Source organism: Neorhizobium turbinariae, from assembly GCF_023223505.1.
Classification (GTDB): domain Bacteria; phylum Pseudomonadota; class Alphaproteobacteria; order Rhizobiales; family Rhizobiaceae; genus Neorhizobium; species Neorhizobium turbinariae.
The window spans coordinates 121,530-146,085 of record NZ_JALPRY010000010.1; the positions used below are offsets into that span (position 1 = coordinate 121,530).

The 24,556-nt window shown below is 62.3% G+C and carries 23 protein-coding genes; 7 read left to right on the forward strand and 16 right to left on the reverse strand.

Annotation, left to right across the window (positions count from 1 at the left end; translation table 11 throughout):
• Positions 1 to 10: 10 nt before the first annotated feature.
• From cheD to M0654_RS09260, 10 genes are all read right to left on the reverse strand, one after another.
• Positions 11 to 568: a chemoreceptor glutamine deamidase CheD gene (gene cheD / locus M0654_RS09215; protein WP_118848678.1), complete on the reverse strand. Its 558-nt coding sequence runs from the start codon at positions 566 to 568 to the stop codon at positions 11 to 13.
• Positions 565 to 954, reverse strand: a complete 390-nt coding sequence (locus M0654_RS09220; protein ID WP_118848677.1) for a response regulator — start codon at positions 952 to 954, stop codon at positions 565 to 567. The genes cheD and M0654_RS09220 overlap by 4 nt, the downstream gene beginning before the upstream one ends.
• Positions 955 to 1,992 (reverse strand): protein-glutamate O-methylesterase CheB, encoded by a 1,038-nt coding sequence (cheB, locus tag M0654_RS09225; RefSeq protein ID WP_248682832.1) that lies wholly within the window; start codon positions 1,990 to 1,992, stop codon positions 955 to 957.
• Positions 1,989 to 2,897, reverse strand: a complete 909-nt coding sequence (gene cheR, locus M0654_RS09230; RefSeq protein ID WP_248682833.1) for a protein-glutamate O-methyltransferase CheR — start codon at positions 2,895 to 2,897, stop codon at positions 1,989 to 1,991. Before cheR ends, cheB begins: the two co-directional genes overlap by 4 nt.
• Positions 2,894 to 3,361: a chemotaxis protein CheW gene (locus tag M0654_RS09235; protein ID WP_118848674.1), complete on the reverse strand. Its 468-nt coding sequence runs from the start codon at positions 3,359 to 3,361 to the stop codon at positions 2,894 to 2,896. The genes cheR and M0654_RS09235 overlap by 4 nt, the downstream gene beginning before the upstream one ends.
• A 15-nt stretch (positions 3,362 to 3,376) precedes the next feature.
• Positions 3,377 to 5,623 (reverse strand): chemotaxis protein CheA, encoded by a 2,247-nt coding sequence (locus tag M0654_RS09240; protein ID WP_248682834.1) that lies wholly within the window; start codon positions 5,621 to 5,623, stop codon positions 3,377 to 3,379.
• A gap of 16 nt (positions 5,624 to 5,639) precedes the next feature.
• On the reverse strand, positions 5,640 to 6,005 hold the full coding sequence (gene cheY1 / locus M0654_RS09245; RefSeq protein ID WP_038539665.1) for a chemotaxis response regulator CheY1: 366 nt from the start codon (positions 6,003 to 6,005) through the stop codon (positions 5,640 to 5,642).
• A 2-nt stretch (positions 6,006 to 6,007) separates the two neighbouring features.
• A complete protein-coding gene (locus M0654_RS09250; RefSeq protein WP_118848672.1) occupies positions 6,008 to 6,301 on the reverse strand; it encodes an STAS domain-containing protein in 294 nt (97 codons plus the stop codon).
• Positions 6,301 to 7,911 (reverse strand): globin-coupled sensor protein, encoded by a 1,611-nt coding sequence (locus tag M0654_RS09255; protein ID WP_248682835.1) that lies wholly within the window; start codon positions 7,909 to 7,911, stop codon positions 6,301 to 6,303. The genes M0654_RS09250 and M0654_RS09255 overlap by 1 nt, the downstream gene beginning before the upstream one ends.
• A gap of 356 nt (positions 7,912 to 8,267) precedes the next feature.
• Entirely contained in the window at positions 8,268 to 10,676 is a 2,409-nt protein-coding gene (locus tag M0654_RS09260; RefSeq protein ID WP_248682836.1) for a cellulose synthase, read from the reverse strand.
• Between the two features lie 249 nt (positions 10,677 to 10,925).
• Here M0654_RS09260 and bcsN point away from each other — a divergent pair, with 249 nt between their 5' ends.
• Genes bcsN through M0654_RS09275 form a run of 3 tightly spaced genes read left to right on the forward strand, consistent with a single transcriptional unit; the run spans position 10,926 to position 16,692 of the window.
• On the forward strand, positions 10,926 to 12,008 hold the full coding sequence (gene bcsN, locus M0654_RS09265) for a cellulose biosynthesis protein BcsN (protein ID WP_248682837.1): 1,083 nt from the start codon (positions 10,926 to 10,928) through the stop codon (positions 12,006 to 12,008).
• A 33-nt stretch (positions 12,009 to 12,041) separates the two neighbouring features.
• Positions 12,042 to 14,219 (forward strand): UDP-forming cellulose synthase catalytic subunit, encoded by a 2,178-nt coding sequence (gene bcsA, locus M0654_RS09270; RefSeq protein WP_248682838.1) that lies wholly within the window; start codon positions 12,042 to 12,044, stop codon positions 14,217 to 14,219.
• A gap of 10 nt (positions 14,220 to 14,229) precedes the next feature.
• Positions 14,230 to 16,692 (forward strand): cellulose biosynthesis cyclic di-GMP-binding regulatory protein BcsB, encoded by a 2,463-nt coding sequence (locus M0654_RS09275; protein ID WP_248682839.1) that lies wholly within the window; start codon positions 14,230 to 14,232, stop codon positions 16,690 to 16,692.
• Between the two features lie 6 nt (positions 16,693 to 16,698).
• Here M0654_RS09275 and M0654_RS09280 read toward each other — a convergent pair whose 3' ends face one another.
• Together M0654_RS09280 and M0654_RS09285 are read right to left on the reverse strand one after the other, a co-directional pair.
• Positions 16,699 to 17,286, reverse strand: coding sequence for a DNA-3-methyladenine glycosylase (locus tag M0654_RS09280; protein WP_248682840.1), 588 nt, complete (start codon positions 17,284 to 17,286; stop codon positions 16,699 to 16,701).
• A 14-nt stretch (positions 17,287 to 17,300) separates the two neighbouring features.
• Positions 17,301 to 17,855, reverse strand: a complete 555-nt coding sequence (locus M0654_RS09285) for a DUF4334 domain-containing protein (protein ID WP_248682841.1) — start codon at positions 17,853 to 17,855, stop codon at positions 17,301 to 17,303.
• A gap of 157 nt (positions 17,856 to 18,012) precedes the next feature.
• On the opposite strand from M0654_RS09285, the gene M0654_RS09290 reads away from it, so the two are divergent.
• The 3 genes from M0654_RS09290 (at position 18,013) to M0654_RS09300 (ending at position 20,523) form a co-directional block, all read left to right on the forward strand.
• On the forward strand, positions 18,013 to 18,912 hold the full coding sequence (locus M0654_RS09290; protein WP_248682842.1) for an SMP-30/gluconolactonase/LRE family protein: 900 nt from the start codon (positions 18,013 to 18,015) through the stop codon (positions 18,910 to 18,912).
• Positions 18,909 to 19,883 (forward strand): TIGR03885 family FMN-dependent LLM class oxidoreductase, encoded by a 975-nt coding sequence (locus M0654_RS09295; protein ID WP_248682843.1) that lies wholly within the window; start codon positions 18,909 to 18,911, stop codon positions 19,881 to 19,883. Before M0654_RS09290 ends, M0654_RS09295 begins: the two co-directional genes overlap by 4 nt.
• Positions 19,884 to 20,070: 187 nt before the next feature.
• Positions 20,071 to 20,523 carry a helix-turn-helix domain-containing protein gene (locus M0654_RS09300; RefSeq protein WP_248682844.1) on the forward strand — a complete coding sequence of 151 codons (453 nt, stop codon included), beginning with the start codon at positions 20,071 to 20,073 and terminating at the stop codon, positions 20,521 to 20,523.
• A gap of 49 nt (positions 20,524 to 20,572) precedes the next feature.
• Here the strand turns inward: M0654_RS09300 and M0654_RS09305 are convergent, their stop codons facing one another.
• Positions 20,573 to 20,716, reverse strand: coding sequence for a hypothetical protein (locus M0654_RS09305; protein ID WP_248682845.1), 144 nt, complete (start codon positions 20,714 to 20,716; stop codon positions 20,573 to 20,575).
• A gap of 135 nt (positions 20,717 to 20,851) precedes the next feature.
• Here M0654_RS09305 and M0654_RS09310 point away from each other — a divergent pair, with 135 nt between their 5' ends.
• Complete coding sequence (locus tag M0654_RS09310; protein WP_248682846.1) at positions 20,852 to 21,736, forward strand: MBL fold metallo-hydrolase; 885 nt, start codon at positions 20,852 to 20,854, stop codon at positions 21,734 to 21,736.
• Between the two features lie 26 nt (positions 21,737 to 21,762).
• On the opposite strand, the gene M0654_RS22925 is transcribed toward M0654_RS09310, so the two are convergent.
• The 3 genes from M0654_RS22925 to M0654_RS09320 form a co-directional block, all read right to left on the reverse strand.
• Positions 21,763 to 21,996: a LuxR C-terminal-related transcriptional regulator gene (locus M0654_RS22925; protein ID WP_390919876.1), complete on the reverse strand. Its 234-nt coding sequence runs from the start codon at positions 21,994 to 21,996 to the stop codon at positions 21,763 to 21,765.
• Positions 21,902 to 22,435 (reverse strand): hypothetical protein, encoded by a 534-nt coding sequence (locus tag M0654_RS09315; protein WP_248682847.1) that lies wholly within the window; start codon positions 22,433 to 22,435, stop codon positions 21,902 to 21,904. The genes M0654_RS22925 and M0654_RS09315 overlap by 95 nt, the downstream gene beginning before the upstream one ends.
• Before the next feature lie 851 nt (positions 22,436 to 23,286).
• A protein-coding gene (locus tag M0654_RS09320) for an IS3 family transposase (RefSeq protein WP_248682848.1) occupies positions 23,287 to 24,398 on the reverse strand; the annotation gives its coding sequence in 2 pieces (ribosomal slippage) (positions 23,287 to 24,146 and positions 24,146 to 24,398; 1,113 coding nt in all).
• Positions 24,399 to 24,556: the final 158 nt, after the last annotated feature.

Genomic DNA, 24,556 nt, shown 5'->3' on the forward strand with positions numbered 1-24,556 from the left:
GTTTCCGTGATTAGAAGAATTCGATCGAGCTTTCGGCGGGCTTGGGCGGCATCCGGATCGGACGCTGTTCCAGGGCCACCGTGCGCTGTGTCTCGGCGCCCGTGAGCGGATATTGCCGTGCACGACCGCTGACCGGCCAGTATTCCAGCTTGCGACCATGGTCTCCGCCGGTGGAGGAGCCGACGATCGGGATCCCCTCATCCTTGAGGAACTGCATGGCAAAAGCCGCATTCTGCTCGCCGACATTCGAAAAGCTGGCGATCGTCTTTGCGCCGCCGAAGATCTTTGCTTCCAGTCGATCGCGACGGGCGCCCTGTTTCAGGAGGCCGTTGATCAGCAGTTCCATGAGATGCACGCCGTAACGCGTCGCGTCGCCGCCCGATGACGTGGAACTTGCCGAGCCCGGCAGCAGGAAATGATTCATGCCGCCGACGCCAGCAACCGGATCGCGAAGACATGCAGCCACGCAGGAGCCAAGGATGGTCGACAGAACGACGTTGGGATCGTTGACGACCTTGAACTCTCCTTGAATGATATGCACCCGCTTGGCTGCAGCGGCCTCATTCATTTCAGCGCTCCGAACACGGCTTCAATCGCAGCCTTCATCTTTTCGATGGTGAAGGGCTTTGCGAGCACGTTGTTGGCGCCGAGCTGGGCCGCCTTTTGCACCAGGGCACGGTCTCCCTGTGCGGTCAGGATGATGAAGGCCGCCTTCTTGGTGTTCGGGTTCGACCGAACAGCCTGCAGGAAGTTGATGCCATCCATCTTCGGCATATTGAAGTCGGAGATCACCAGGTGATGCGGCTGCTCCGTCATGATCTTCATGCCCTGCTCGCCATCGCCAGCGGCAGTGATCTGCTTGAAGCCGAGCTGTGTCAGAGCGTCGCTGAGCAGCAGGCGGCTGGTCACCTGATCATCGACGATCAGAACTTTGATTTTTTCAGCGAGAGACATTTATTCGGTACCTTCTTTTCGGGCGGCAGTTAATCTCAAAACTTCTTCTCCTATGGCGTTGAGCGGCAGCTGCTGCTCGACGGCGCCAATTTCATGAGCGACCCTCGGCATGCCGTAGACCACGCATGTCTTTTCGTTCTGCCCAATGGTGCGCGCGCCCGCGCTGCGCATCCTGAGCAACCCTGATGCCCCGTCCCGGCCCATGCCCGTCAGGATGACCCCGACGGCATTGCGGCCGGCCAGTTCCGCAACCGAATCGAAGAGCACATCCACCGACGGCCTGTGGCCGTTCACCGGATCCTTTTCGACCAGTCGGCAGCACGGTGCCGATGGGTTGACCACCTGGAGGTGCCGTTCGCCACCCGGCGCCAGATAGATCTTGCCGATCTCCAGCCTTGCGCCGTCCGTCGCTTCCTGCACCACCGGGGCGCAGATACGATTAAGGCGTTCGGCAAAACTTTTAGTAAACGTCGACGGCATGTGCTGGGTGATTACCGTCGGCGGGCAGTTCTGCGGGAACTTCTGCAGCACCGCGATCAGCGCCTCGACGCCGCCCGTGGAAGAGCCGATGGCGACGACCTTGCGGCCGACGCGATATTCCGTGGCAGGAGAAACCGACACGGCAGGCGCCAGAGTGCGCCGATGCAGCGACCGTGCCGCGGCCTTCACCTTCTCGGCCAGATCGCCGAACGGGCGGGGCTCGCCCGGGCCCGGCTTGCCAACGCAGTCGAAGGCGCCGATTTCAAGCGCCGCAAGGCTCGCATTGGCGCCGTGGTGGGTCATGGTGGACACCATGATGACCGGCATCGGGCGCAGGCGCATGATCTTCTCGAGGAATTCCAGCCCGTTCATGTTGGGCATCTCGATGTCGAGCGTCACCACGTCCGGGTTCAACTGCTTGATTGCCGCGCGTGCTTCCATGGCGTCGCCGGCCTGGCCGATAACACGCACTTCCGGATCCGAGTTGAGAACCGCCGTGATCAGCCCCCGCATGGTGGGGGAATCATCCACGACGAGAACGCGCGCAGGTGCAGTCATGCTTTCCTCCCTGCATTCTTGCCGCAAAAGCGGTAGGTCGTAATGCCGATATTGTCGAAGAGATGTTTCGGCTCGCCCGACACGCGTTCGGAGTGGCCGATATAGAGATGCCCGCCTTCCGGCAGCAGCGAGGCAAAGCGCGACCAGATCTTCACCTGCGTCGGCTCATCGAAATAGATGACGACGTTGCGGCAGAAGATGACGTCGAAATTGCCCTTGAAGGGCCACTGGCCCATGAGGTTCAGCTCGTTGAAGGTGATGAGCCGCTTGACGCGTTCGTCGATCTGCAGCTTGCGCCGACCGCCGACGTCGACCTCGCGGAACCACTGCTTGCGCATGGCCGGCGTCATCGTCTCGGTGGCGTTCTCGTCGTAGATGCCGGCGCGGGCTGCAGCCAGGATCTTCGGGTCGATGTCGGTCGCCAGGATCTTGAAGTCGTAGTCAGCGGCATTCGGCAGCAGTGACAGCACGGTAAGCGCTATCGAATAGGGCTCCTGCCCGTCCGAACAGGCGGCCGACCAGATGCGCACGCGTCCGCCAGCCTTTGCGCGGGCGATCAGCCCCGGCAGGACTTCATCGCGCAGGTGCTCGAAATGATGGTTCTCGCGGTAAAAGCGGGTGAAGTTGGTCGTCAGATGCGACAGCATCTCGCGACGCGCCGCCGCCCCTTCGGGCGAACTTACCAGGGCGACATAGTCCTTGAAGCCGCGCAAGCCTAGCGCACGGATATGCTTCGACAGACGCGAATAGACCAGCGACGCCTTGGAATCGTTGAGGTAGATCCCGGCATCGGAATAGATCATCGCCGCGATTTCGGTGAGGTCACGGCGGGTGAGCGGGTATTCGCCGCTCGCCAAGACCTCATCCGGCGACGGCCGGGTCTCGATCGCGCCCAGGGCTATCATGCGGCTTCGCTTTCCTTTTCCGCGAAAAGGGCATCCAGATCGATCATGCAGATCATCCGCTTGTCGATGGCCAGAATGCCCCTGGCGTATTGCTTCTCCAGCTCGGAAGAGACTTCCGGGACTGGCTGGATATTGTCGTCGGTAATCGTAAGGATATCGGAAACAGCCTCGACGAGCAGACCAACTATTTTAGTTTTCACTTGAGCAACGATGATGACGTGGCGCGCCGTCGGCTCGGCTTCCTTCATGCCCAGACGGGCGGAAAGATCGATGATCGGCAGCACCGCGCCACGCAGGTTGATGACGCCCATCATGTAGGCGGGCGCATGCGGCATGGGCGTTGCAGGCGTCCATCCGCGGATTTCACGGACAGACATGATGTTGACGCAGAATTCCTGATCACCGATGCGGAAGGCGATGAGCTCGCGGCCTTCCTGGACAAGGTTTTTTACGGCATACGACATACTGGCTAACCTGTTTTAACCTGTAGCTGCGAACGACATTTCAGGCTTGAGGGACTGGCCTCGCGATGCTGCCACAACGGCATCGACGTCGAGGATGAGCGCAACGCGTCCGTCACCAAGGATGGTCGCGGCGGCAATGCCCGGGACGTTGGTGTAGTTCGCTTCCAGCGACTTGATGACCACCTGGCGCTGGCCCTGGATCGCATCGACCATGAGGGCGCGCTGACCACCGCCTTCCGATTCCACCAGGAGCGCGACACCTTCGACAGGGTTAGCCTGGGTTGCGCGGTAGTTGAGGACACGACCGACATCCACCAGCGGGCAGAAGGAGTTGCGGATCGAGATGAGCCGCTGTGTTGCGCCAAACGAATGGATGGCTGAGGCTTCCGGCTGCAGCGTTTCGACGATCGCGGTCAACGGAACCACCAGCGTCTGGCCGGCAACCGTCACCACCATGCCGTCGAGGACGGCGAGCGTCAGCGGCAGGCTCATGGTGAAGGTGGAGCCGAAGCCTGGGCGCGACGAGATCGAAATGCGACCGCCAAGCGCCTGGATCGAACGCTTGACCACGTCCATGCCGACGCCGCGGCCGGAAATGTCGGAGATCTTGTCGGCCGTTGAGAAGCCCGGCATGAAGATCAGGTTGTCGATTTCATCGTCCGACAGGTTCGCATCGGCCGCGATGAGGTCGTTGTCGATCGCCTTCTGGCGGACGCGTTCGCGGTTGATGCCGGCGCCGTCGTCCTGGAGCTCGATCAGGATGCGGCCGGAGCGATGCTTGGCGCTGAGCTTGATCGTGCCTTCCGGGTTCTTGCCGGCGGCTTCACGCTTTTCTGGCGATTCGATGCCGTGGTCGACCGCATTGCGGATCATGTGGGTTAGCGGCTCGGCGAGCTTGTCGATGACCGTCTTGTCGACTTCCGTGTTTTCGCCTTCGGTGACGAGGCGGATCTGCTTGCCCACCATGTCGGCCACTTCGCGAACGATACGCGACATGCGCTGGAAGACGGGCTTCACCGGCTGGGCGCGGATCGCCATCACCGAGTCCTGGATCTCGCGGGTAAGCTGCTGCAGCTCTTCCAGGCCCATGTTGATGGACGAAGTGCCGGTGTTGTCGTTCTCGATAACACTCTGCGACAGCATCGCCTGGTTGATCACGAGCTCGCCGACGAGGTTGATGAGGCGGTCGACACGATCGAGATCAACGCGGATAGTCTGAGGAGCGGCAGCGGCTGCTGCGGCAGGCGTGGCAGGTGCTGCGGCTTCCTTCTTTTCGGCAGCGCGCGCGACGGCCTTGGCAACGCCGGTCGCCGCTTCGGCAGCAGCGACCGCGTTGGCAGCCGGGTCTTCAGCCGGAGCGGCAGCCTTTTCTTCTTCAGCCGGTGCCGCAGAATCGTCAAGGATGGAAAGGTCGAACGGAACCGGCGTCATCGGCAGTTCCTCATCCGAGGTGTTCTCCTCGGCAACCTTCACCTCAAGTTCGCAATCCCATTCCGCAAACTCGAAGACGGCGCGGATGTCGTCTTCGCTCTTGGTGGTCTTGAGCGAGATCTTCCAGGCAAAATAGGAGGCTTCCGGATCCATCTTGTCGAGGGCCGGCAGCGCATCCATGTCGCAGTTGATGCTCATCTCGCCAAGGCGGGAGAGATCGCGCAAGAGCAGAGCGGCTTCGTTGCCCTTGGCATAAAGTTCGCGGCGCGGCTTGAAGGTGATCTCGTAGGTCGAGCCTTCGATCGCCGGCTCTTCGTCGTCACCAAAACCTTCGAAGGTGAACGGGATCGGCTGGAAACCGCTGTCGTCGGTCGGCGCCGGCGCTTCCGCCTTCGGAGCCGGAGCGGCTGGAGCAGCCTTCGGCGCTTCGTGACCGCCTGCCGGAAGCTCGGCCTTTGCAAGCGCTTCCAGTTCCTTCACCAGCCCGCGGGTACGCGATTCATCGACGCTGCCGCCGTCACGCGAGGCGCTGACGAGGTCGGCCAGCACGTCCGCCGACTTCAGCATGACCTTCAGGACATCGTGGTTCGGCTCCAGCTTGTTGGAGCGAACGCAATCGAGCGTCGTTTCAAAAACGTGCGCGAAGGCGACGAGGTCATCGAGACCGAACGCGCCAGCACCTCCCTTGATGGAATGAACGGCGCGAAACACGGCATTGACCGTCTCGGGGTCGCGGTCCCCGTCGTTCAGCTTGAGAAGACCCGACTCCAGTTCAGCGAGCTGCTCTTCGCATTCCTGAAAGAAGATCTCTTTGATTTCGTTCATATCCATCGGAAGAATTCCTGGCTCAGGCGGTTACACGCTCGATCGCATCAATGAGTTTGGCAGGGTCGAAAGGCTTGACGATCCAGCCCGTGGCGCCGGCCTGGCGGGCACGGTTCTTCTTTTCCGCGTCGCTTTCGGTCGTCAGCACGAGGATCGGCACCGCACGGTACTTCTCGTTGCGCCGCACCCCCTCGATGAAGCCGAAGCCATCGAGCCGCGGCATGTTGATATCGGTGACGATGACGTCGGGGTTGCATCCCTCAAGTACTTCGAGACCTTCAATGCCGTCTTCGGCCTGAATGGTTTCGAAACCTGCATTGTTGAGGGTCACCAGAAGCATGTTCCGGATCGTCCGTGAATCATCCACGGTCAGTACTTTTTTCTTCATTGCTAGAGCTCCTTAGCAACCAAATTGTTTGTATCGATGCCAATCAACTGCATCGTCTTCTCAAATGCATCTGACGCCTTCTCGACAAGGAAGGACTTCTGATCTTCGTCCCAGGCCCGCTTGCCGGCCACCAGCACCTGGGCGCATTGCGCACCGACCCGCTCGACGGCAGATGCGTCGATGACGATGTCGCTGCCTCGCATGGAGGTGAGCTTCCCGTGCAGGACGGATGCCTCGTTGAGGTCCAGGACGGCCGACAGCTGGAGAGTTCCTGAGCCTGTCTTGCTTGCTGCCATCAGTAAAATCCTTGTCTTTTCGATAAGAAATAGTCGGCCTCTTCGGGCCGCTCGACGGGAATCGGGGCCAGCGCAACAAGCGCCGGCTTGGACGCGACAGTGCGTCGTGGTTCCGCAAAATGGTTCTGCCGCTCGATGCGGAACTCGCGCACGGTGCGGCCAAGTTCCAGGATCACGGTATGGAGGTCGTCGGCGCCCTCGCCTGCCCGGCTGGCGACTGCCGCATTGGAAGCCACCTGTTCGCTGACGGCGCCAATCTGGGTGGTCAGGTTGTCCAGCCCGCTCGCATGGTCGTGGCTGTCGCGCGAGATGCCGGCAATGGCGTCATTGATCTCCGACACCTGCCGGACGATGCCGCCAATCGCATCCTGCGTCTTGTGGACCATGTCGACGCCTGCATCGACCTGGCCCTTGGTGGTGCTGACCAGCGTCTTGATCTCGCGGGCGGCTTCGGCCGAACGCTGCGCCAGGGCCCGGACTTCCTGCGCCACGACGGCAAAACCGCGCCCGCTGTCGCCAGCGCGCGCTGCCTCGATGCCGGCGTTCAGCGCCAGCAGGTTGGTCTGGAAGGCAATCTCGTCGATCACGCCGATGATTTCGCCGATCTTTTCGGCGGAGGTCTCGATATCGGCCATGGCGCTGATGGCGCGGCCTACGACGTCACCGCTCTGCTCGGCAGCCCTGCGCGTATCGGCAGCGGCCTTTTCGGCAGCGGCGGTTTCCGCAGCACTTCCCTTGACGCGATGGCCGAGATCGGCGAGCGCCCGAACAGCATCCTGCAGGCGGCCGGACTGTTCGGCAGACGCTTCGGCGACGGTGCGCGCGCTGTCCACGATCGTTTGGGTGAGCGCATCAGCCTTGCCGCTGTGCTCGGCCGTCGTCTGCACGGAAGATCGGATGGTGGCGACCGCCTTGTTCAGGAGATCGGCCAGTTCGCGATGCGCCGGCGGCACGTCGCCGGGAAGTTCTGCCGTCAGGTCGCGCTCGGCAAGAGCTGCAATGACATCGGAGAAGGCATCCACTGTCTGCGCGTGGTCAGCCTGGCGCTGCTCGGCAAGCGCGCGCTGATGCTTGTGGCGAAGATCATTGAAGCGCAGCGAAACGGCGATCTCGACATCGACCATCACCAGCCGGATGACGGCGCTGATCAGGTCTAGAAGTTCCTGCTCGCGCTTGCGTGCGCCCGGCAGAATGGACTTCGGCGCCATGTCGACGACGATGCCGGCGATCAGGTGCTCGAGCATGATGCCGTGGCCGGCAATGTGCCAGCGCGGGTCCATGCCCATGCGGATCTCCGCATCCGACAGAACCTTGACGCGCTCGGCATAAAGCGCATCGAAGCGCGCGTCGGTCAGCACGCTCCAGTGCGAGGCGAGCAGGTCGTGGAGACGCTCGATCTGCTGTTCGCTCTCGAAAAGGCGTGCGGCTTCCGGGAATGTCTGAAAACGGTGGAAGAGGTCACGCAGGCCGGTCTTGGAGTGGCCCTCGATCTGCGGGCGCACACGCCGAAGGAGGTCGCGCAGTTCCGCGTCGAGCCCGGCAAAAGCCAGCCTCTCGCCCAGGCTGCCTGCCTGGCTCCGTCGCGCCTGATCCGAGGGCGTTTCCTGCACTGATCATGTCCCCAATTAACCAACCAAGCCGTGAAGGTCTGGCTTCATGCTGCTCATGACACCCAGCGTCCGGGGCGAGCACGCAGCACCGGCCAGGGCGGACCACCGTCCGTCAGGCACAGGCAACATCGGTCGCCAGAAGGTTCCTGGATTTCATGATTGGATACCGGATTGTCACCGGTACGGCTGGGCGGCGTCATGCCTTGTGGGAGAACGCAGTCCGCCCACCTCGCCGTGATCCCCAATTTGTATGGTTAATTCCTTGCGTGAAGGTTAATAGACGGTATGAGAAACCGCCTTTGGCTTCTTGCAGTTGATTTAATTCAGCATCTTCGAATACGGGCAGAAAATCGCCCTCAGAATTGAGCGCCGATGTCCGCAAGACCGCGCAATCCGTCCTTGTTGCCGATGTCCGCAAGCGCCTGGAAGATGCGCTTGGCATCCGCAAGACGGCCGAGATTGAGATGCGCATAACCCCGCAACGCCATCAGGTCGGCCTGCTCCGGCGCAATCTGTGCGCGCTGGTCGAGCGCAATCAGCGTTTCGCGGTAGCGGGCCCGCTTGAAGGCGTTGAGCGCGCGGTCGGCAAGAATCGCCGTCTGGAGCTCCACGGCGCGGCGGTTCGTCTGCCCGACATCGGCGGCCGCAACCGCTGCCTTGTCGGTCAGCCCAACGCGCAGGTAGGCGAGGCTCTTGCCATAGGCGGCATCCGAGCGGGTGTCGGCGGAAGTGCTGGCATAGGCCGCGTCAAAGGCCTGCACGGCCTCCATCGGCCGGTTCAGGTCCATCAGGCACCAGCCTCTTGCAAGTGCGGCATCCGGTGACAGTTGCCGTGCGTCAAGCGTGGTGGAGCATTGGCCGCGGCGGGTCGTCGTCTGGACCTGCACCCGGTTTACGCGGCGCGTTGTCTGCACCGGCTTTGTCTCGACGACCACCGTCTCGGAACGCGAAACAGGCTGCGCCTGGCGCACCTGCTGGGCGGGCACCGGCGTAGATTCGGCATCCGTCGCTGGCGCCTGGTTCTGGCGATCGACCGGGTTGGCGCGGGCGGCGCGGCGACGGGCCTCGGTTTCTTCTTCCGGTTCGCCAAGCCGGGCGATCCGCTCGGACCGTCCAGCCCAGTTGCGCTGAATCTGCGCTACAGCCGCCTCGTCGCCGAGATCATTGCGGGTGAGCGCCAGGCCGTAGGCCGACGGCTCGTCATCTGCGCGCCAAGATAAGGCTGCCGAGAACCATTCAGCGGCAGTCTCCAGCTGCTGCATGGCGCGTGCATACCAGCCGAACTGCTGGGCAGCATTGACGCCACGCTCGGCAATCACCACCGGCGCCATCCGCTGCAGGACCTCCTGCTGCAGGACCGGCGGCGGATCGAGCGCGAGCAGGTTCGCAACAGCGGCAAGATAGGCCTGCTTCGAGCCCGGCGAGGAATCGCGCCAGCGGTAAAGCACACTCTCGGCCTCGACGGGCGATTTCTGCGCAATAAGCGTGAGCGCCAGCCCTTCGGCGGCAGACGCGGTTTCTTCCTTGGCGAAGGCGCGGCGGAACCAGCGCTCGGCAGCGCCGAGGTTTTCACGCCGGTAGTAATACCAGCCGAGCAGCAGCGCATCGGATGCGAGCCCGTTGGCTTCGGCCACGCGCTCAAGCCGCGTCAGGTACTTTTCCGGCACGACCAGCTTTTCGTCGCTATTGCCCTGGCCGACCAGGCGGCGGGCGATATCGTCACGCAGCGGCTCGAATTCCGGCTGGCCACCCGTCGGTGTGCGCTCCTTTGAGAGGAGGTCGTCCAGCATGTCGATCGGCAAAAGCTCGGCCGCCTTCTGGAGCGTCGCGAAACGCTCCGAAGCATTGTCGCAATTGTCGAGGACATAGGCGTAGGCGTCGCGGGCGCGGCCCTTCTTGTCGGTCTGGGCAAAGCTTTCCGCCACCCGCCACAAGACATCCACTTCGCTGCAGGTGAGCAGGCTCGGGTTTTCTGCCGCGGTGCGCAGCACGGCTTCATGGTTCTTTGCATCGGATGCGGCGACCAGGCTGGCGCGCGCTTCGGCAAGCTTCAAGCGGTCGAGGAGATCGGCTGGCGGCTGCCACCCCTGCTCCGTCGCCTGCCGGTCGGCGATCGCCTTGCGCACCTCGGCATAACGCGATTGCGCGTAAAGCGCCCACATCTCTTCAAGCTGGCGGTCGGCATTGACCCGCACGGCCAGCGGATCGGCCGGAGGGGTCCAGTTCGGGTAAAGGGTACGAAGCCTAGAGATTTCCGCCTGCAAGCGGGCGGTGTCGCCACGCGCCGCAAAGTAGCGCAGCGCGCTTTCATCCACCACCGGCTCCTCATTCCCGCGTGTCGTCGACGGGACGGTGATTACGGTCTGCGGATTGACCTGGGCAACGGTTTCGGGCTCGTCGGCATCGAAGGGCGGCTTTTGCAGCGATGGCGCGGACTGCGCGACCACAAGTGCCGCCGGGTCTGGCTTAGCGGCGGCCTGCGGCTGCGGCTGCCGGTTCGGATAGATAAGCTGCGACACCATCCGCTCGGTCTTTTCGACGGACGTCGTTGGCTGAGATCCTGCCGCGGTCAGTTCAGGGGCACTTCCATCCTCGATCGTGGTCGCTTCTGCGGCGGTCGGCTCTTCGACGGGCGAATCACTTGGTCCGCCCGGAGAGATCGAGCTCGTGATGAGGCCAAGATCCACGGACTCGCTGCTTTTCAGCGCGTAGAGCCCCATGGCGGCAATGCCCAAGGCAGTGAGTAAGATGAGCGAGAACCGCATTCTATCTTCCGCATCGTCCTTTCCGCGCCACCGCCAACCCTTCAGAGAGAGGTATGGCACGACGACCAAACTTGGCGGGACATTGATACGATATGGTTAACGAACATTTAGAATTTCAGAATTAGGAAAGTCTTATTCGACCGGGATCATCGCTTTGTGTTTGCGTCGGTGCCCCGCTTATGGACGGTGGAAAGCCTGGCTTATTAGCCACAGCTCAAACGACGAAGCTCACATATGGCGGACGATCATTTGATTCGAATCATCAACCCTCGCAGCCAAGGCCGCACCAGGACGAGGACGCTGCTGGCGCTTTTGCTGCCGCTCGTTGCTGCTGGATGCGCCGGCAATCCAACCCAGCTTGGCACATTTGCCAAGACCGTGCCGAACGAAGAAGCGCGGCTTTTGCCGCCGCCAAGCGGCCCCGCCATCGTCAGCGTTATCGAGCGGCGCTACAACAATGCCGTGGCGCAGGATATCTACCTCGCCACCTCGGCTGCAACGCCCGGGCAGAATTCCTTCAAGGTGGAGTTCTTCGGTACCGCAAACCCCTTCCTTTATGGCGACAACAACCTGACATCGCGACCCGTGACGCAGTCCGGCATCGCATCGGAAATGCGCCAGGCGCTGCCCGGCATCCGCATGCAGCGGTCCGCCTTCTTCGTGCAGAACAATTACGGGCCGTTCGGTTACGCCTTCGGGCATGGCGCCGGACGCGACCTCTGCCTTTACGCTTGGCAGCAGATCCGCTCGCCGGGCGGCACCGTTTCGCCGCTTGCCAACAACGGCTCAATCCAGGTCAGGCTGAGGCTTTGCCAGACGGATGCGACCGAAGAGCGCCTGCTGGCAGTGATGTATAACTACACCATCACCGGGTCAGTGGATTCCAACACCTGGAACCCGTACGGCGAACCGAAACCGGTTTCGTCCGATCTTGGCGGCGTCGGCGCCCCGATCTACCCGCGGCCTTCCACCGGCGAGCCGATCGTTCCGGTGCTGCCGGAGCGGCGCGTGGTTTATACGGGCGCGATTTCGGCACCTCCTGTCCAGCGGGTCGCGACCCAAACTTCCGCGGGACCGCGCCGACAGGCAGCCGCACCAGCTTCCGTTCCAACAACTCCTGTGGCGAATTCGGGGATCACGGTGCCACGTCCGGGCATCCAGGCCTCAAATGTGGCGGCTTCCACCACAACAGCGACACAATCTGGCATCACCAACGCACCCGTTTCAAAACCGGTCATTCCTTCACCATCGGGCTTTGAAAGGAGCCAACGCGTAACGGTTCCTTCACCTAGATGCGCAGGATCAATGAACACTGCTGCCAACGGATGCTAGCGAGGACCAGGCAGCAATAAAAACGAGTAAAGCATGCGAGTCTTTCTTTCCGCGGTTGTCTGGGCGCTTGCGAGTGTACTGATCATCACCCTCGTAACGCTTCCTATCAACACGCGGACGCAGTTGATCGCTAGCCTGCTCGTTGTCGGTGTCATGGCGATCATCCGCGTGCTGAAGGCGGAAGGAAAGTGGCGCCTCGTGGCGCTTGCCTTCGGTTCAGCGATGATCCTGCGTTATGTCTATTGGCGCACCACCAGCACGCTGCCGCCGGTGAACCAGCTGGAAAACTTCATCCCCGGCCTGCTCGTCTACCTCGCCGAGATGTACAGCGTCCTGATGCTGGCCTTGAGCTTGTTCGTGGTGTCGATGCCGCTGCCGCCTCGTCCGCCCTACAGCAAACGGCAGGACGGCGAGTTGCCAACGGTCGATGTATTCGTTCCGACCTATAACGAGGACGAAGGCCTGCTCGCCAACACGCTCGCCGCGGCGCGCAATCTCGATTACCCGCCGGAAAAGCTTACCGTCTGGCTACTCGATGACGGCGGCACGCTGCAGAAGCGCAAGTCTGCCAACGTGCTCGACGCCCGCGCCGCCGAACAGCGACACAACTCACTGAAGCTGCTGTGCAAGGACCTTGGCGTCAACTACCTTACCCGCGACAAGAACGAGCATGCCAAGGCGGGCAACCTCAACAATGGTCTGAAGCATTCGACCGGCGATCTCGTCGCCGTCTTCGATGCAGACCACGCACCAGCGCGCGACTTTCTTCTGGAAACGGTCGGCTTCTTCGCAGACGACCCGAAGCTTTTCCTCGTCCAGACGCCGCACTTCTTCCTGAACCCGGACCCGGTCGAGCGGAACCTGCGCACTTTCGAAAAGATGCCAAGCGAGAACGAGATGTTCTACGGCATCATCCAGCGCGGTCTCGACAAATGGGACGCCGCCTTCTTCTGCGGCTCGGCAGCGGTGTTGAACCGCAAGGCGCTTGACGTTTCGAACGGCTTCTCGGGCGTCAGCATCACCGAAGACTGCGAAACCGCGCTCGACCTGCACAGCCGCGGCTGGCACAGTATCTACCTCGACCGGCCGCTGATCGCCGGCCTGCAGCCTGCAACCTTCGCAAGCTTCATCGGCCAGCGCAGCCGCTGGGCCCAAGGCATGATGCAGATCCTGCGCTTCCGCTTCCCGCCGTTGAAGCGCGGCCTCTCTTTCCCGCAGCGCCTTTGCTACATGTCATCGACGCTCTTCTGGCTCTTCCCCTTCCCGCGCACGATCTTCCTGTTCGCGCCGCTCTTCTACCTGTTCTTCGACCTGCAGATCTTCACCTCCTCGGGTGGAGAGTTCCTCGTCTATTCGCTGGCCTACATGGTCGTGAACCTGATGATGCAAAACTACCTCTATGGGTCGTTCCGCTGGCCGTGGATCTCCGAGCTTTATGAGTATGTGCAGACGGTTCACCTGCTTCCCGCCGTCGTGTCGGTGATGCTCAACCCGCGCAAGCCCACCTTCAAGGTGACGGCCAAGGACGAATCCGTCTCGGTCAGCCGCTTGTCGGAAATCAGCCGGCCCTTCTTCGTGATCTTCTTCGTGCTGCTGGTCGCCTTTGCGATCAGCGTCTACCGGGTCTATTCCGAACCCTACAAGGCAGACGTGACGCTGGTCGTCGGCGGCTGGAACCTGCTCAACATCATCCTCGCCGGCTGCGCGCTCGGCGTCGTTTCCGAACGCGGCGAACGCCAGTCGTCGCGGCGCGTGAAGGTCAGCCGCCGCTGCGAGTTCGGCATCGACGGTCGCTGGTTTACCGCGACCATCGAGGACGTGTCGGCCAACGGCACTGCGGTCCAGGTTTATACCGAAGGCTTCCAGGGCATCTCCGTCGAGAAGCTCGGCACGCTGCGCTTCCAGCCTTACAGCGACCTGCCCGTCAGCGACCTGCCGGTGGAGATCCGCAACTTCGACACCGTCGGCGACGTCACCACGATCGGCTGCCGCTACAAGCCGCAGAAGGCGACGGACCACCGGCTGATCGCCGACCTGATCTTTGCGAATTCCGCGCAGTGGACGCAATTCCAGATTTCCCGGCGCCACAACCCGGGCATCATCGGCGGCACGATCTGGTTCTTGGGCCTGGCGACCTATCAGACCGGGCGCGGGCTTTCCTATCTCGTGCGCAACACCTCGCGCGACAGCGCTGCAGCGTCGCGGCGATAAGGAGGTGGCCATGAAAAACATTCTCGCCGCCCTCGTCTTCGTTCTTTCCGCCAGCATCGCAACCGCGCAGGCGCCTGCGCCATTCAACATGAACCCTGAAGGCGGCCCCAACGCCTCGCCTGCGGTCCAGCCACCCGTTGCCGCGCCACCCGCGCAACCGGAGCGTCCTGCCGCCCCCGCGAACCCCGCTCCTCCGCCGGCCGCTCCAGTATTACCGCAGTTGACGCAGCCAGTGCCGCCGGCCACCCCCGCACAACAGGACGTTCCGCGGCAGGCAGACCAGCAGAAGCCTGAGGAAGCCGAGGCAGCGAAGACGGCAGCCGGCCGGCGTTATCTCGTACCGGAGAAAAGCCTGCGTCTATCCGGCGAGAGCGCCCGGCGTTCCTGGTCCGTCTATCTCACGCCCGAACAAGCGGCCTCGCCCGCCAAGCTGCATCTTGGCTACCAGAACGCCATCGTTGTCGCGCCGGAGATCTCACGGCTCAACGTCACCATCAATGACGTGCCGATCCTCGACAACCCGATCGCCTTCACGGACCAGGTGGGCGACCAGGTCGTGACCGTGCCCGCCGGAACGCTGAAGGCCGGCGCCAACATTATTCAACTGCGCGCTGACCAGCGGCACCGCACCGACTGCACCATCGAGTCGACCTTCGAGCTCTGGACCGACATCGACCCGACCCGCACCTATCTTTCCTTCGAGGCGCCGGACATGCGCCGGTTCTCGCGGCTGGACGACATCCGGGCGCTCGGCGTCGACCCCGCCGGCAATACCCGCTTTCGGCTGATTGTCCCGGCGCTTGATCAGCTCGGCTCGACAGACGTGCTAATGCGACTGGCCCAGGGCCTGGCGCTGATGGGCAGCATGCCCAACCAGTCCTTCATCTTCGAGAAAGCCCCAAGCGCCCTGCCGCAGCCGGGCGAACTGCCAATCTTTGTCGGCACCCATGACGAATTGCAGGGCCTGCTTCCGGCGCTGACGTCTGCCGCCGCCAACGCGGCTGTCGCAAGCTTCCTCGATTACCCGGGATCCGACGGATCCTCTGCGCTGATCCTCTCCGGCCCAACCTGGCCGGCGCTCGAAGGTTTGGTCGACAGCTTCGTCGCCTCCACCAACGGCAGCACCACGCAACGGCGCGATACGCTCGCCACCCAGTCATGGCGTGGCGTCGAGACGCCGTTCCTGTTCTCCAAGGCGCAGCTCGATTTTTCGCAGCTTGGCATCGAAAGCCAGGAGTTCGGCGGACGCCTGTTCCGCACCAGCTTCACGATCGGCGTGCCGGCGGACTTCTATGCCACGGCCTACGGCGAGGCGCGCATCCTGCTCGACGCCGCCTATTCCGGCGCCGTCCAACCGGGCAGCCATATCGATGTCATTGTCAACGGCAATCTCGCCTCCACCGTGCCGGTCACGTCGTCGGGCGGTGCGGTGCTTCGGCACCTGCCGATCAAGCTCACCCTGCGCCACTTCAAGCCGGGCGTGAACACGATCACCATCGAGGCATCGCTGCGCACCGAGCAGGACCAGGTCTGCGCCCCAGGAGCCACGGCCGACAACAAGCCGCGCTTTGCGCTCTTCGGCACGTCGCAATTCCGGATGCCGGATTTTGCTCGCATTGCCCAGGTTCCGAATCTCGCCGCAACGGCCGGCACGGGCTTCCCGTACCGGACGAGCCCGAACCCGGTTTCGCTTTTCCTCGGACGCATCGAAGAAAACTCGCTCTCGGCCGCAGCCACTTTCCTCGGCAAGATGGCGGTTGCCTCGCACCACGTCATCCCGGTGGACGTGACCATTTCGGCCGCCCGCATTGCCGGCAGTGACGCGATCTTCGTGGGCGCGGTATCCGAAATGCCGACAAACATCCTGACCCAGCTGAACATCGACCAGGAAAGCCGCAGCAGCTGGAGCCCGGCCGGCACGCCCACCACGACCTCTGCCGGATCATCCGTGACGCTGCAGGACTGGCAGCAGCTGACCGGCGGAAATTTCTTCCGCCGCCAGTTTGAGGCCCTGAGCGACTGGGTCAAGGAGAACTTCGACCTCAGCCTTTCGATGCTGCGCTTCGCACCGGAAGCGGACGAGGCTTACAAGCCGTCGAAGGACGCCAAGATGATCATCGCGCAGGAAAGCGACCCGACCGATGTCGGCACCTGGACCGCGCTGATCGCGCCGGATTCGACGTCGCTCGCGGAAGGCATGCAGGCGCTGTCGAGCCGGCAGGAATGGGACAAGCTCGCCGGTCGGATCATCGCTTATGCCGGGCCCGACAAGGAGCCGGAAACGGTTGCAGTCAGCCGCTTCCGCTTCATGCCGACGCAGCCGATGTCGTTTGAGAACATCCGGCTGATCGCGGCAAACTGGCTGTCGGACAACATCATGTCCTATGCGCTGCTGCTCGGCGCCGGCGGCATCCTGCTTGGCCTTGCGACCTACGGCCTGCTCACCCTGCTCGGGCGCAGGTACGAGGACTAGGGCCAATCAGGGCCCGGGCGCTGCATCTTGTGGCGCCAGCCCACCCTTGCCGGTAAACCTGCGGCTGATGTGGGCGGAGCCGGAAAGTCCGAACCGCCATGGCAGGTCGACCGCCTTGCTGATGCCGATGCGGCGGCCGGTGACGACCATCGGTTCGGCCCCAGGTGGCGAAAGCGCGAACGGTGGCTCGAACAGCGGCAAACCATTGTGTTCGATGGTGATGCCGAGCGCCTGGCACAGCCGCCCCGGCCCCGAACAGAGGAGAACCGGGTCCGCCAGACCCCTTCGCCGCTCCATCTCCTCCAGTCCCCGGATCGGGTGAAGAGCGCGGATCAGCACTGCGCTGCCGGGCTTGCAGACGAAGTTAAGGCACCAGTGGATGCCGTAGGAGCGATAGACATAAGCATGGCCGGCCGGGCCGAACATCACGGCGTTGCGGGCGCTCGGGCCACGAAAGCTGTGCGAGGCGGGATCATCCGGTTCATAGGCTTCCGTTTCCACGATGACGCCGCCGGCGCCTGCCACATCCAGCTCGGCACCGATGAGGTCACGCGCCACGTCCACGGCGCGTCTGTCGAAAAAGACAGGGTCCATAGCCTGTAGATGGCTCACGGCTTAGGATTTGTCACGGGTCGTGGTGCTGCGGCACCTGCTTCTTCCACGCGGGCCAGTTCGAAGAAGTAGAACCGCTCGTCCCACTCGATCGTCATGACGCCCATCAGCCGGTTCCCGTCGATCAGCCGGAAATGATCGATGATCGGCTGCTTGTCATAGACCATCGCGGCGCTCAGCATGCCGCGGAAGGCGAGCGTTTTAACCGAAGCGACCGTTTCTTCTGCCCGGAACCTGAGCTTCAGGTGGCTGAACAGATTGCGTGCGGCGCCAGTGCGCCCGAAACCGGACAGGCGCACGGCCAGGCGAAGCGGCACATATTTGGGATCGACAGGCACAAGGCGCCGCTCGCCGGCAGTGAAAAGCAGCGCATCGGCACGGCCATCCGCGGTGAACCGCTTGCCGAACCAGCCGAGATTTTCCAGCACGCCATCCAGCGGATGCCCGGTCGGCAACCCTGTGCCGCGCCACAGGCCAACCATCTGCGCCGGGTCCACCGGCGACAGCGCCTCGAACCGCTCCAGCGCCTGCGCCGGGGTCTGCCTTGTCATGCGATCCCTTTCCCTTGGGTGGTGTCGTGTAACCCGCACCCGGTTCGGGAAGTTCCGCTAAGGGGCAACCTGGAGCGAACTGCCGGTGGAACCACGCACCACGCAAAGGGTTTCTCCGGACGCGCTGGCAAAGGCCAGGGCGCGCACGAGGAACGGAATGGCCCAAGCTCAACCTCTCAATCTCGACCTGCCCCGCTGCCGGCTCGGCGAAGGCATGTTCTGGGACGCGATCACGTCGCGCCTGTTCTGGGTCGACATCGATGGCCAGCAGATCCATTCCTGCAATGCTCTGGGTCGCGACCTGCAGACCATCAGCACACGCCTGCCCGTGAGCTTCGTGTTTCCGATCGAGGGCGCCACACTGCTAGCCGGCCTGGCCGATGCCATCGCGCTGCTTGATCGGGCTACCGGGCAGGAGACGTCGCTTGCCACGCTCAACCTGCCGGAAGGCCACCGGTTGAACGACGGCAAATGTGATCCGGACGGGCGGCTCTGGGCCGGGACCATCAATACGTCGAACGAGCCTTCTGAAACCGCCGCACTTTATCGCCTCGGCCAGCACGGCCTGTCGGAAATCGAGGGCGGCTACAAGAACGCCAACGGCAAGGCGTGGAGCCCTGACGGCGCGGTCATGTACCATGCCGACACCAGCCGCGGCATCATCTGGCAATATGACTACGACCTCCAAACCGGCGTGGCCGATCACAAGCGCGTCTTCGTCAACCTGGGCGAGGCAAACCCGGACGGGCTCACCAGCGATGCCGACGGCAATGTCTATGCCGCGATCTTCGGCGGCTCCTGTGTCCAGGTGTTTTCGCCGCGCGGCGCAAGGATCGACGAGATCGCGGTCCCGGTTCCGAATGTGACGAGCTGCGCCTTTGGTGGCGAGGATCTGCGCACGCTCTTCATCACTACGGCGTTCGAAGGCATGGATGATGCGGCGCTGAAGGCTGCTCCGCTTTCCGGCCACGTTTTCTTCATCGACCGAACGGTTGCCGGCCAGCCGTCTCCCCCACCATCGAAACAGCACATCCCTTCTCCGCAGGACCCAAGATGATCATTGGTTACCACGCATCCCACGAGCAGTTTACGCCGAGCGAGCTCCTTCATTACGCCAAGGCGGCCGAAGACGGCGGCTTCGGTGCGGTCATGACCTCCGACCATATCGCGCCCTGGAGCGTGCGGCAGGCAAACTCCGGCAACAACTGGGCGTGGCTCGGCGCTGCCTTGGCGCAGACATCCGAGGTCCCCTTCGGGAGCCTCGCCATTCCCGGTGGCTGGCGGTACCACCCCACCGTGCTCGCCCACCTCATCGCGACGCTCTCCGAGATGTTTCCCGGGCGCGTGCCGTGGATCGCGCTTGGCAGCGGCGAAGCTTTGAACGAGATGGTCGTTGGTGAAGGCTGGCCGGAGAAGGAAGAACGCAACGAGCGCCTGAAGACGGCCGCCGGCATCATCCGTGACCTGCTGCGCGGTGAAACCGTAACGGCGCATCATCCGTGGTTCGACGTGGATGAGGCCAAGCTGTGGTCGCTGCCGCCGCAGCCGCCGGCCCTCTTTGGTGCCGCGCTGACTGCGAAGACGGCGGCCTGGCTCGGCTCCTGGGCGGACGGGCTGATCACCATCCGCAAACCCAAAGATGAGTTGATGGAGATGGTGGCGGCCTTCCGCAACAATGGCGGCGCGGGCAAGCCGATGGCGCTGCAGTTGCAGCTCTCCTGGGCCGCGACCCGCGACGAGGCCCGGCAGATTGCCTGGCAGCAATGGCGCAACGCCGCCGCCACCCCCGACAAACTGGCGGATCTGCGCCGGCCGGAGGATTTCGACAAGGCGACGGAGGACGTGACGCCGGAGCAGATGGAGGATGTCATGCCGCTGATTACCAAGGGAGACGAGCTGCTGGCGGTAATCGAGGAATACCGCCCCTGCGGTTTTGGCGAGCTCTACATCCATAACGTCTCGCGCGACCAGGAAGGCTTCATCCAGTTCATGGCCCGCGAGGTGCTTCCCGCGCTTCGCCAAGCTTGAAATGAGGGCTCCGGAACCACATCTAGAGGATGCGATCACGGGGCCTTTGCCCCTGCGGCTGGATCGTCCACACGCACAGCGAAACCCTTGGCACCTCCTCGTGCATCGGTTCTCCGTGTCTTTGTTTTCACGACTTTGAACGTGTTCTGCGAGGCAACTCGCGAGGATGATGGTTGCTGTTTACGATATGACGCTTCAAGCTCCCGTTTTGACACCCTACCAGGCCCAGCTGCGCCAGGCGCACCGGCTGCGGCAGCAGAAATTCGCCCGTGCTGCCTGCAAGGCGCGCCTGTCCAAGCCGCAGATCGAGGTGATGGACCGCCCGCCGCTCTGGAAGACGGCGCAGATCGCCTTTGATGCGCATGTGCGCGCCTACCAGCTGCATCTCGCCAACCGGCTGGTGCGGCCGGAGGTGCTGTACCTGAAGCAGCGCTGCGCCGAACTCCACATTCCCTACCGTGAGGTCATCGGCAAGAATGCGCTCAAACCTGTTGTGGAGGCGCGCCGGCTGATCATGTGGGAGATCCGCGAAAAGTTCGGACTTTCCTATGCCGATGTCGGCAGGGCCTTTGGCCGCGACCAATCAACGGCGATCAGCGCGATCCAGACGGTGGAAGCCCGGCGCGGGCTCAAGCGGTGACGGAAGGGAACGTGACGAGGCCAATCGGCCTCCGTCACTCCGTTATAGCTCATGAGCGCGGTTGTGCCGGGCCCTTCTGACCTGCCTTGTCGCCGCCATCCGGCTTGTTGTTGCCATCGCCCTGGCGGGCCAATTCCTTGTCGATCGTTTCGCGCGAACCTTCCGCCGGGTCCTTGTCCTTCGGATCTGCCATCATCGCCTCCTTGGTGCGTCGTCAGATGCGTTCCAAACCGCAGCCAGCTCGCTTGGTTCCTCCCCGCCACCGCTAGTGTCAGGAACTTTGCCGCGACGAGCAGGTTTGCCCGCACATGCGACAAAGGAGAATTTCATGACGGTTCAGCTTTCGCTCGACGACAGCGATCTTGCTCCGGTGACAGAGGCCGGCTCTGGCACGATGGTGTTCGCGCCCGACCTTGCCTACAAGCGCCTGTCGATCGTCAACGTGATCTTTTACGGCGATCCGGCCCGCGGCAGCGACTGGGTGCTGATCGATGCGGGCCTGCCGACCTCAAAGAGCGGAATCATCGAAGCTGCCGAGAGCCGCTTCGGGCGCGCCTCGCGACCATCGGCGATCATCATGACGCATGGCCACTTCGACCACGCAGGGTCGCTAGAGGCACTGGCGCAGCACTGGGACGTGCCGGTTTACGCGCATCCAGTGGAGTTTCCGTACCTCAACGGCCAAGCGTCATACCCGCCGGCCGACCCGATGGTCGGCGGCGGCGCCATGGCGCTGCTCTCCCCGCTTTTCCCACGTTCGCCCTTCGATGTCGGCAACAGGCTGAAGGCGCTGCCTGCCGACCAGGGCGTGCCCGGAATGCCGGGTTGGAAATGGCTTCATACGCCGGGACACGCGCCCGGGCACATTTCGCTCTGGCGCGAAAGCGACCGCACACTGATTGCCGGCGATGCCATCGTCACCACCGGCCAGGAATCGGTGTATGAAGTGCTGACCCAGAAACCAGAAATGCACGGGCCGCCGCGGTACCTGACGCCGGATTGGGACGAGGCGGAACGATCGGTGGCGCTGCTGGCCTCACTTGAGCCGGAGGTGGTCATCACCGGTCACGGCCGCCCGGTAAAGGGCGAAACCATGCGCGCACGGCTGAAGGAGCTGTCGGCAAATTTCCTGTCGGTTGCCGTACCCGAAGGTCGGCGTTATGCCATTGATCCGGCCAAACCCGGCAAGAGCAACAACGACGCCTACCGGTAAGGAGCATCGCTCCTGCCAAAAGCGGTTCAGGCGGTTTCCCTGTCCTTGCGACCCACCTGGTTGGCAACAAGCTTTGCCACCAGATGCACGAGGTTGCGGGCCTCGAACCGGGTCTTGAGCCGGTCTATGCGGTGCTCGATCGTGCGTGGCGAAAGCTGCAGCAGGTCACCGATCTCCTTGGTGGTCTGCCCTTCGATGAGAAAGCTGGATGATGTTGTCGTCGGTGATGTCTGTCTTGGCGTCCTGGATCGGCGACACAAAAAAGCGCCCCTCGACCAGGCTGATGCACCAGGCGGGTTTGTCTTCAGACTTTTGTGGCAGGACGAGGCGTTCGTACCCGATGCTGACGCCCATGACCTTGGTCCGGACGAGTTCAAGGGTCGGCCGCCCTACCTCCAGCACCCTCGAATAGGCCGGGATGATGGAGGTTTCGATGAAGCTGCGGTCATGATCGCGCAGCGGCGCATCCGGGAACTGCTCCTTCAGCCGGTTGAGCAGGTGGCTCTTGAAGCCAAAGTCCCTCACCCGGCGAAACCGCCAGTCATACGGATTGTCGGCGGCGGTGGTGACCACCGACAGCGCCATCTTGATGCTCAGTCGCCCGAGGATCCCGTTGTACAGGCTCTCCGGCGTGGTGGTTTTATCCGACTGAAGCCAGAGGTCGATCAGGTCGCGGGTAATGGAATTATATGAACTCATTGACTAAGCAGCGCATGACGGGTGTTGCAAGTCGTAGGGTGACATAGTTTCCGAAAAGTTGCTGAGCGGTGCCTAATATTTATCTACGATTGAGTTAGAGGATGTGCGAGATGGGGGTTTGCGCCAGGCTAATAATCCAGCACCCGCGACAACCTTCAAAGCCTTGAAACAGATCATTTCACGGTTCCGCTCGTCACGTGGACGTGCCGAGTTCCTACGGAAGGAACGAGGAAGCAAGCGAAATCGCGTGGAACGGTTGCAGCATCGAGGCATCGATTTAACTAGAACCATATTCAATTACGCTAACAATACGCTAATTCCGAGGAACTGAGGCCTCACTGCAAGCACAGCGTTTCGAGGATCTTCGATCTCATACTAGATAGGTCTTTCGCGCACGCTAAAAACATGCCGACATCGTTCAGCGCCAGCAAACAGTAGCTCATTGCCCAGCCGTGTGGCTTAGCTCTCCAAGAGCGGGGGTTCTTGCGTCAAACTCTCCTCAATAAAAAATTGCATGCTCCCGGCTTCCTCGTTCCTGCCGTCCATCCCGTTATTTTCTTGCGCGTCGAAATCCGTCGCCCCGGTTACTAACCCTACGAAATCCGGAGGTGACACCATGCTCGCGCGAATGGTGCCTGGAGTGAGCTCCACGGGATTACCCGACGCCTGTCCCGGCCTGCACGGGGCTGTCCCTGCTGCCATCTTAACCAGGCTGCAAGAACTCAAAATTAACGTTTGCCACCTTAGTTGGCACAAGTTGATTGATTGGAGCCTTGGCTGCGTGTTGCATCGCCTCGTGGACATCCTGAGCCTCTGCAAGGCAGGTGACCTGCTTCCCTGATTGTCCGCGTTTATAAGTTAGCTCTGTTCATATTTTGGTCCTCTCTGGACCGGGTTGCAAGCTCGTAAGGGGTTAAGCCGTCGAGGCTGGTATGCGGGCGGTTCAGGTTATAGTCGTTTCTCCAGTCTTCGATAATCTCCCTCGCGTGGCGGTAGCTGGTGAAGAGGTGCTCGTTGAGGCATTCATCGCGCAGCCGACCATTGAAGCTTTCCACGAAGCCATTTTGCATGGGCTTACCTGGCGCAATGTAGTGCCACTCGACGGCGTGGTCCTGTTGCCATTTGAGGATGGCGTTCGATGTCAGCTCGGTGCCATTGTCCGAGACGACCATGCAGGGATACCCGATGCTGAGGGCGATTCTGTCCAACTCACGGCCGACACGCTCACCAGACAGCGAGTTGTCGACCACCGTGGCAAGGCACTCCCGGCTGAAGTCATCGAGAACGCACAGGATGCGGAACCGCCTGCCGTCGACCAGGGCATCCGAGACGAAGTCCAGGCTCCATCGCTGGTTCTGCCCTTGTGGGATCGTCAGCGGCGCTCGGGTTCCCAAGGCGCGTTTGCGGCCGCCACGCTTGCGCACGGTCAGGCGCTCCTCCCTGTAGAGCCGATAGAGCTTCTTCCAGTTGATCTCGACGCCTTCCCGCCTGAGCAGAATATGCAGGCGACGATATCGCAAGCGACGCCTTTGGCTGGCCAGTTCCTTGAGCCTCGTTCGGATCGCGATATCATCGCCCCGCGTCGACCGATAGCGGAACACACGCGGATCGATATCCACCAGGCCGCAAGCCCGACGCTGCGAATAGCCCTTTTCCTTCATGGCCCAGGTCACGGCATTCCTCCTTGAACCGGGCTTCAGAAGTTTTTTGCGAGCATCTCCTTCAACGTCGATACATCAAGCATCGCGTTGGCCAGGAGGCGCTTCAGTTTGCCGTTCTCTTCTTCAAGAGCCTTCAGCCGTTTGGCCTCGGCCACTTCCATGCCGCCATACTTCGAACGCCACTTGTAGAAGGTCGCGTCGCTGACACCGTATTTGCGGCACAGCTCAACAGCCGAAAGCCCGGCCTGGTGCTCCTCCAAAATACTGATGATCTGCTCGTCGCTGAAACGGGAACGCTTCATTATATCTGTCTCCTTCTCGGGAGAACAGACTAACCTCAAACCGAGGACATTCGAGGGGAGCAGGTCAAGACTCTTGTAGAATCGCGCTAAGAGCCGGCCCCACCTCGCCAACATCGTCTGCCGGTTAGGCCCCTCACAACCTGCTAGGTCAAGCGAAT

Bases quoted from the DNA above. Each gene is read 5' to 3' on its own strand.
- cheD (WP_118848678.1), bottom strand. From the start codon at position 568: ATGAATGAGGCCGCTGCAGCCAAGCGGGTGCATATCATTCAAGGAGAG.
- M0654_RS09220 (WP_118848677.1), bottom strand. From the start codon at position 954: ATGTCTCTCGCTGAAAAAATCAAAGTTCTGATCGTCGATGATCAGGTG.
- cheB (WP_248682832.1), bottom strand. From the start codon at position 1,992: ATGACTGCACCTGCGCGCGTTCTCGTCGTGGATGATTCCCCCACCATG.
- cheR (WP_248682833.1), bottom strand. From the start codon at position 2,897: ATGATAGCCCTGGGCGCGATCGAGACCCGGCCGTCGCCGGATGAGGTC.
- M0654_RS09235 (WP_118848674.1), bottom strand. From the start codon at position 3,361: ATGTCGTATGCCGTAAAAAACCTTGTCCAGGAAGGCCGCGAGCTCATC.
- M0654_RS09240 (WP_248682834.1), bottom strand. From the start codon at position 5,623: ATGGATATGAACGAAATCAAAGAGATCTTCTTTCAGGAATGCGAAGAG.
- cheY1 (WP_038539665.1), bottom strand. From the start codon at position 6,005: ATGAAGAAAAAAGTACTGACCGTGGATGATTCACGGACGATCCGGAAC.
- M0654_RS09250 (WP_118848672.1), bottom strand. From the start codon at position 6,301: ATGGCAGCAAGCAAGACAGGCTCAGGAACTCTCCAGCTGTCGGCCGTC.
- M0654_RS09260 (WP_248682836.1), bottom strand. From the start codon at position 10,676: ATGCGGTTCTCGCTCATCTTACTCACTGCCTTGGGCATTGCCGCCATG.
- bcsA (WP_248682838.1), top strand. From the start codon at position 12,042: ATGCGAGTCTTTCTTTCCGCGGTTGTCTGGGCGCTTGCGAGTGTACTG.
- M0654_RS09275 (WP_248682839.1), top strand. From the start codon at position 14,230: ATGAAAAACATTCTCGCCGCCCTCGTCTTCGTTCTTTCCGCCAGCATC.
- M0654_RS09280 (WP_248682840.1), bottom strand. From the start codon at position 17,286: ATGGACCCTGTCTTTTTCGACAGACGCGCCGTGGACGTGGCGCGTGAC.
- M0654_RS09285 (WP_248682841.1), bottom strand. From the start codon at position 17,855: ATGACAAGGCAGACCCCGGCGCAGGCGCTGGAGCGGTTCGAGGCGCTG.
- M0654_RS09290 (WP_248682842.1), top strand. From the start codon at position 18,013: ATGGCCCAAGCTCAACCTCTCAATCTCGACCTGCCCCGCTGCCGGCTC.
- M0654_RS09295 (WP_248682843.1), top strand. From the start codon at position 18,909: ATGATCATTGGTTACCACGCATCCCACGAGCAGTTTACGCCGAGCGAG.
- M0654_RS09300 (WP_248682844.1), top strand. From the start codon at position 20,071: ATGACGCTTCAAGCTCCCGTTTTGACACCCTACCAGGCCCAGCTGCGC.
- M0654_RS09305 (WP_248682845.1), bottom strand. From the start codon at position 20,716: ATGGCAGATCCGAAGGACAAGGACCCGGCGGAAGGTTCGCGCGAAACG.
- M0654_RS09310 (WP_248682846.1), top strand. From the start codon at position 20,852: ATGACGGTTCAGCTTTCGCTCGACGACAGCGATCTTGCTCCGGTGACA.
- M0654_RS09315 (WP_248682847.1), bottom strand. From the start codon at position 22,435: ATGAGTTCATATAATTCCATTACCCGCGACCTGATCGACCTCTGGCTT.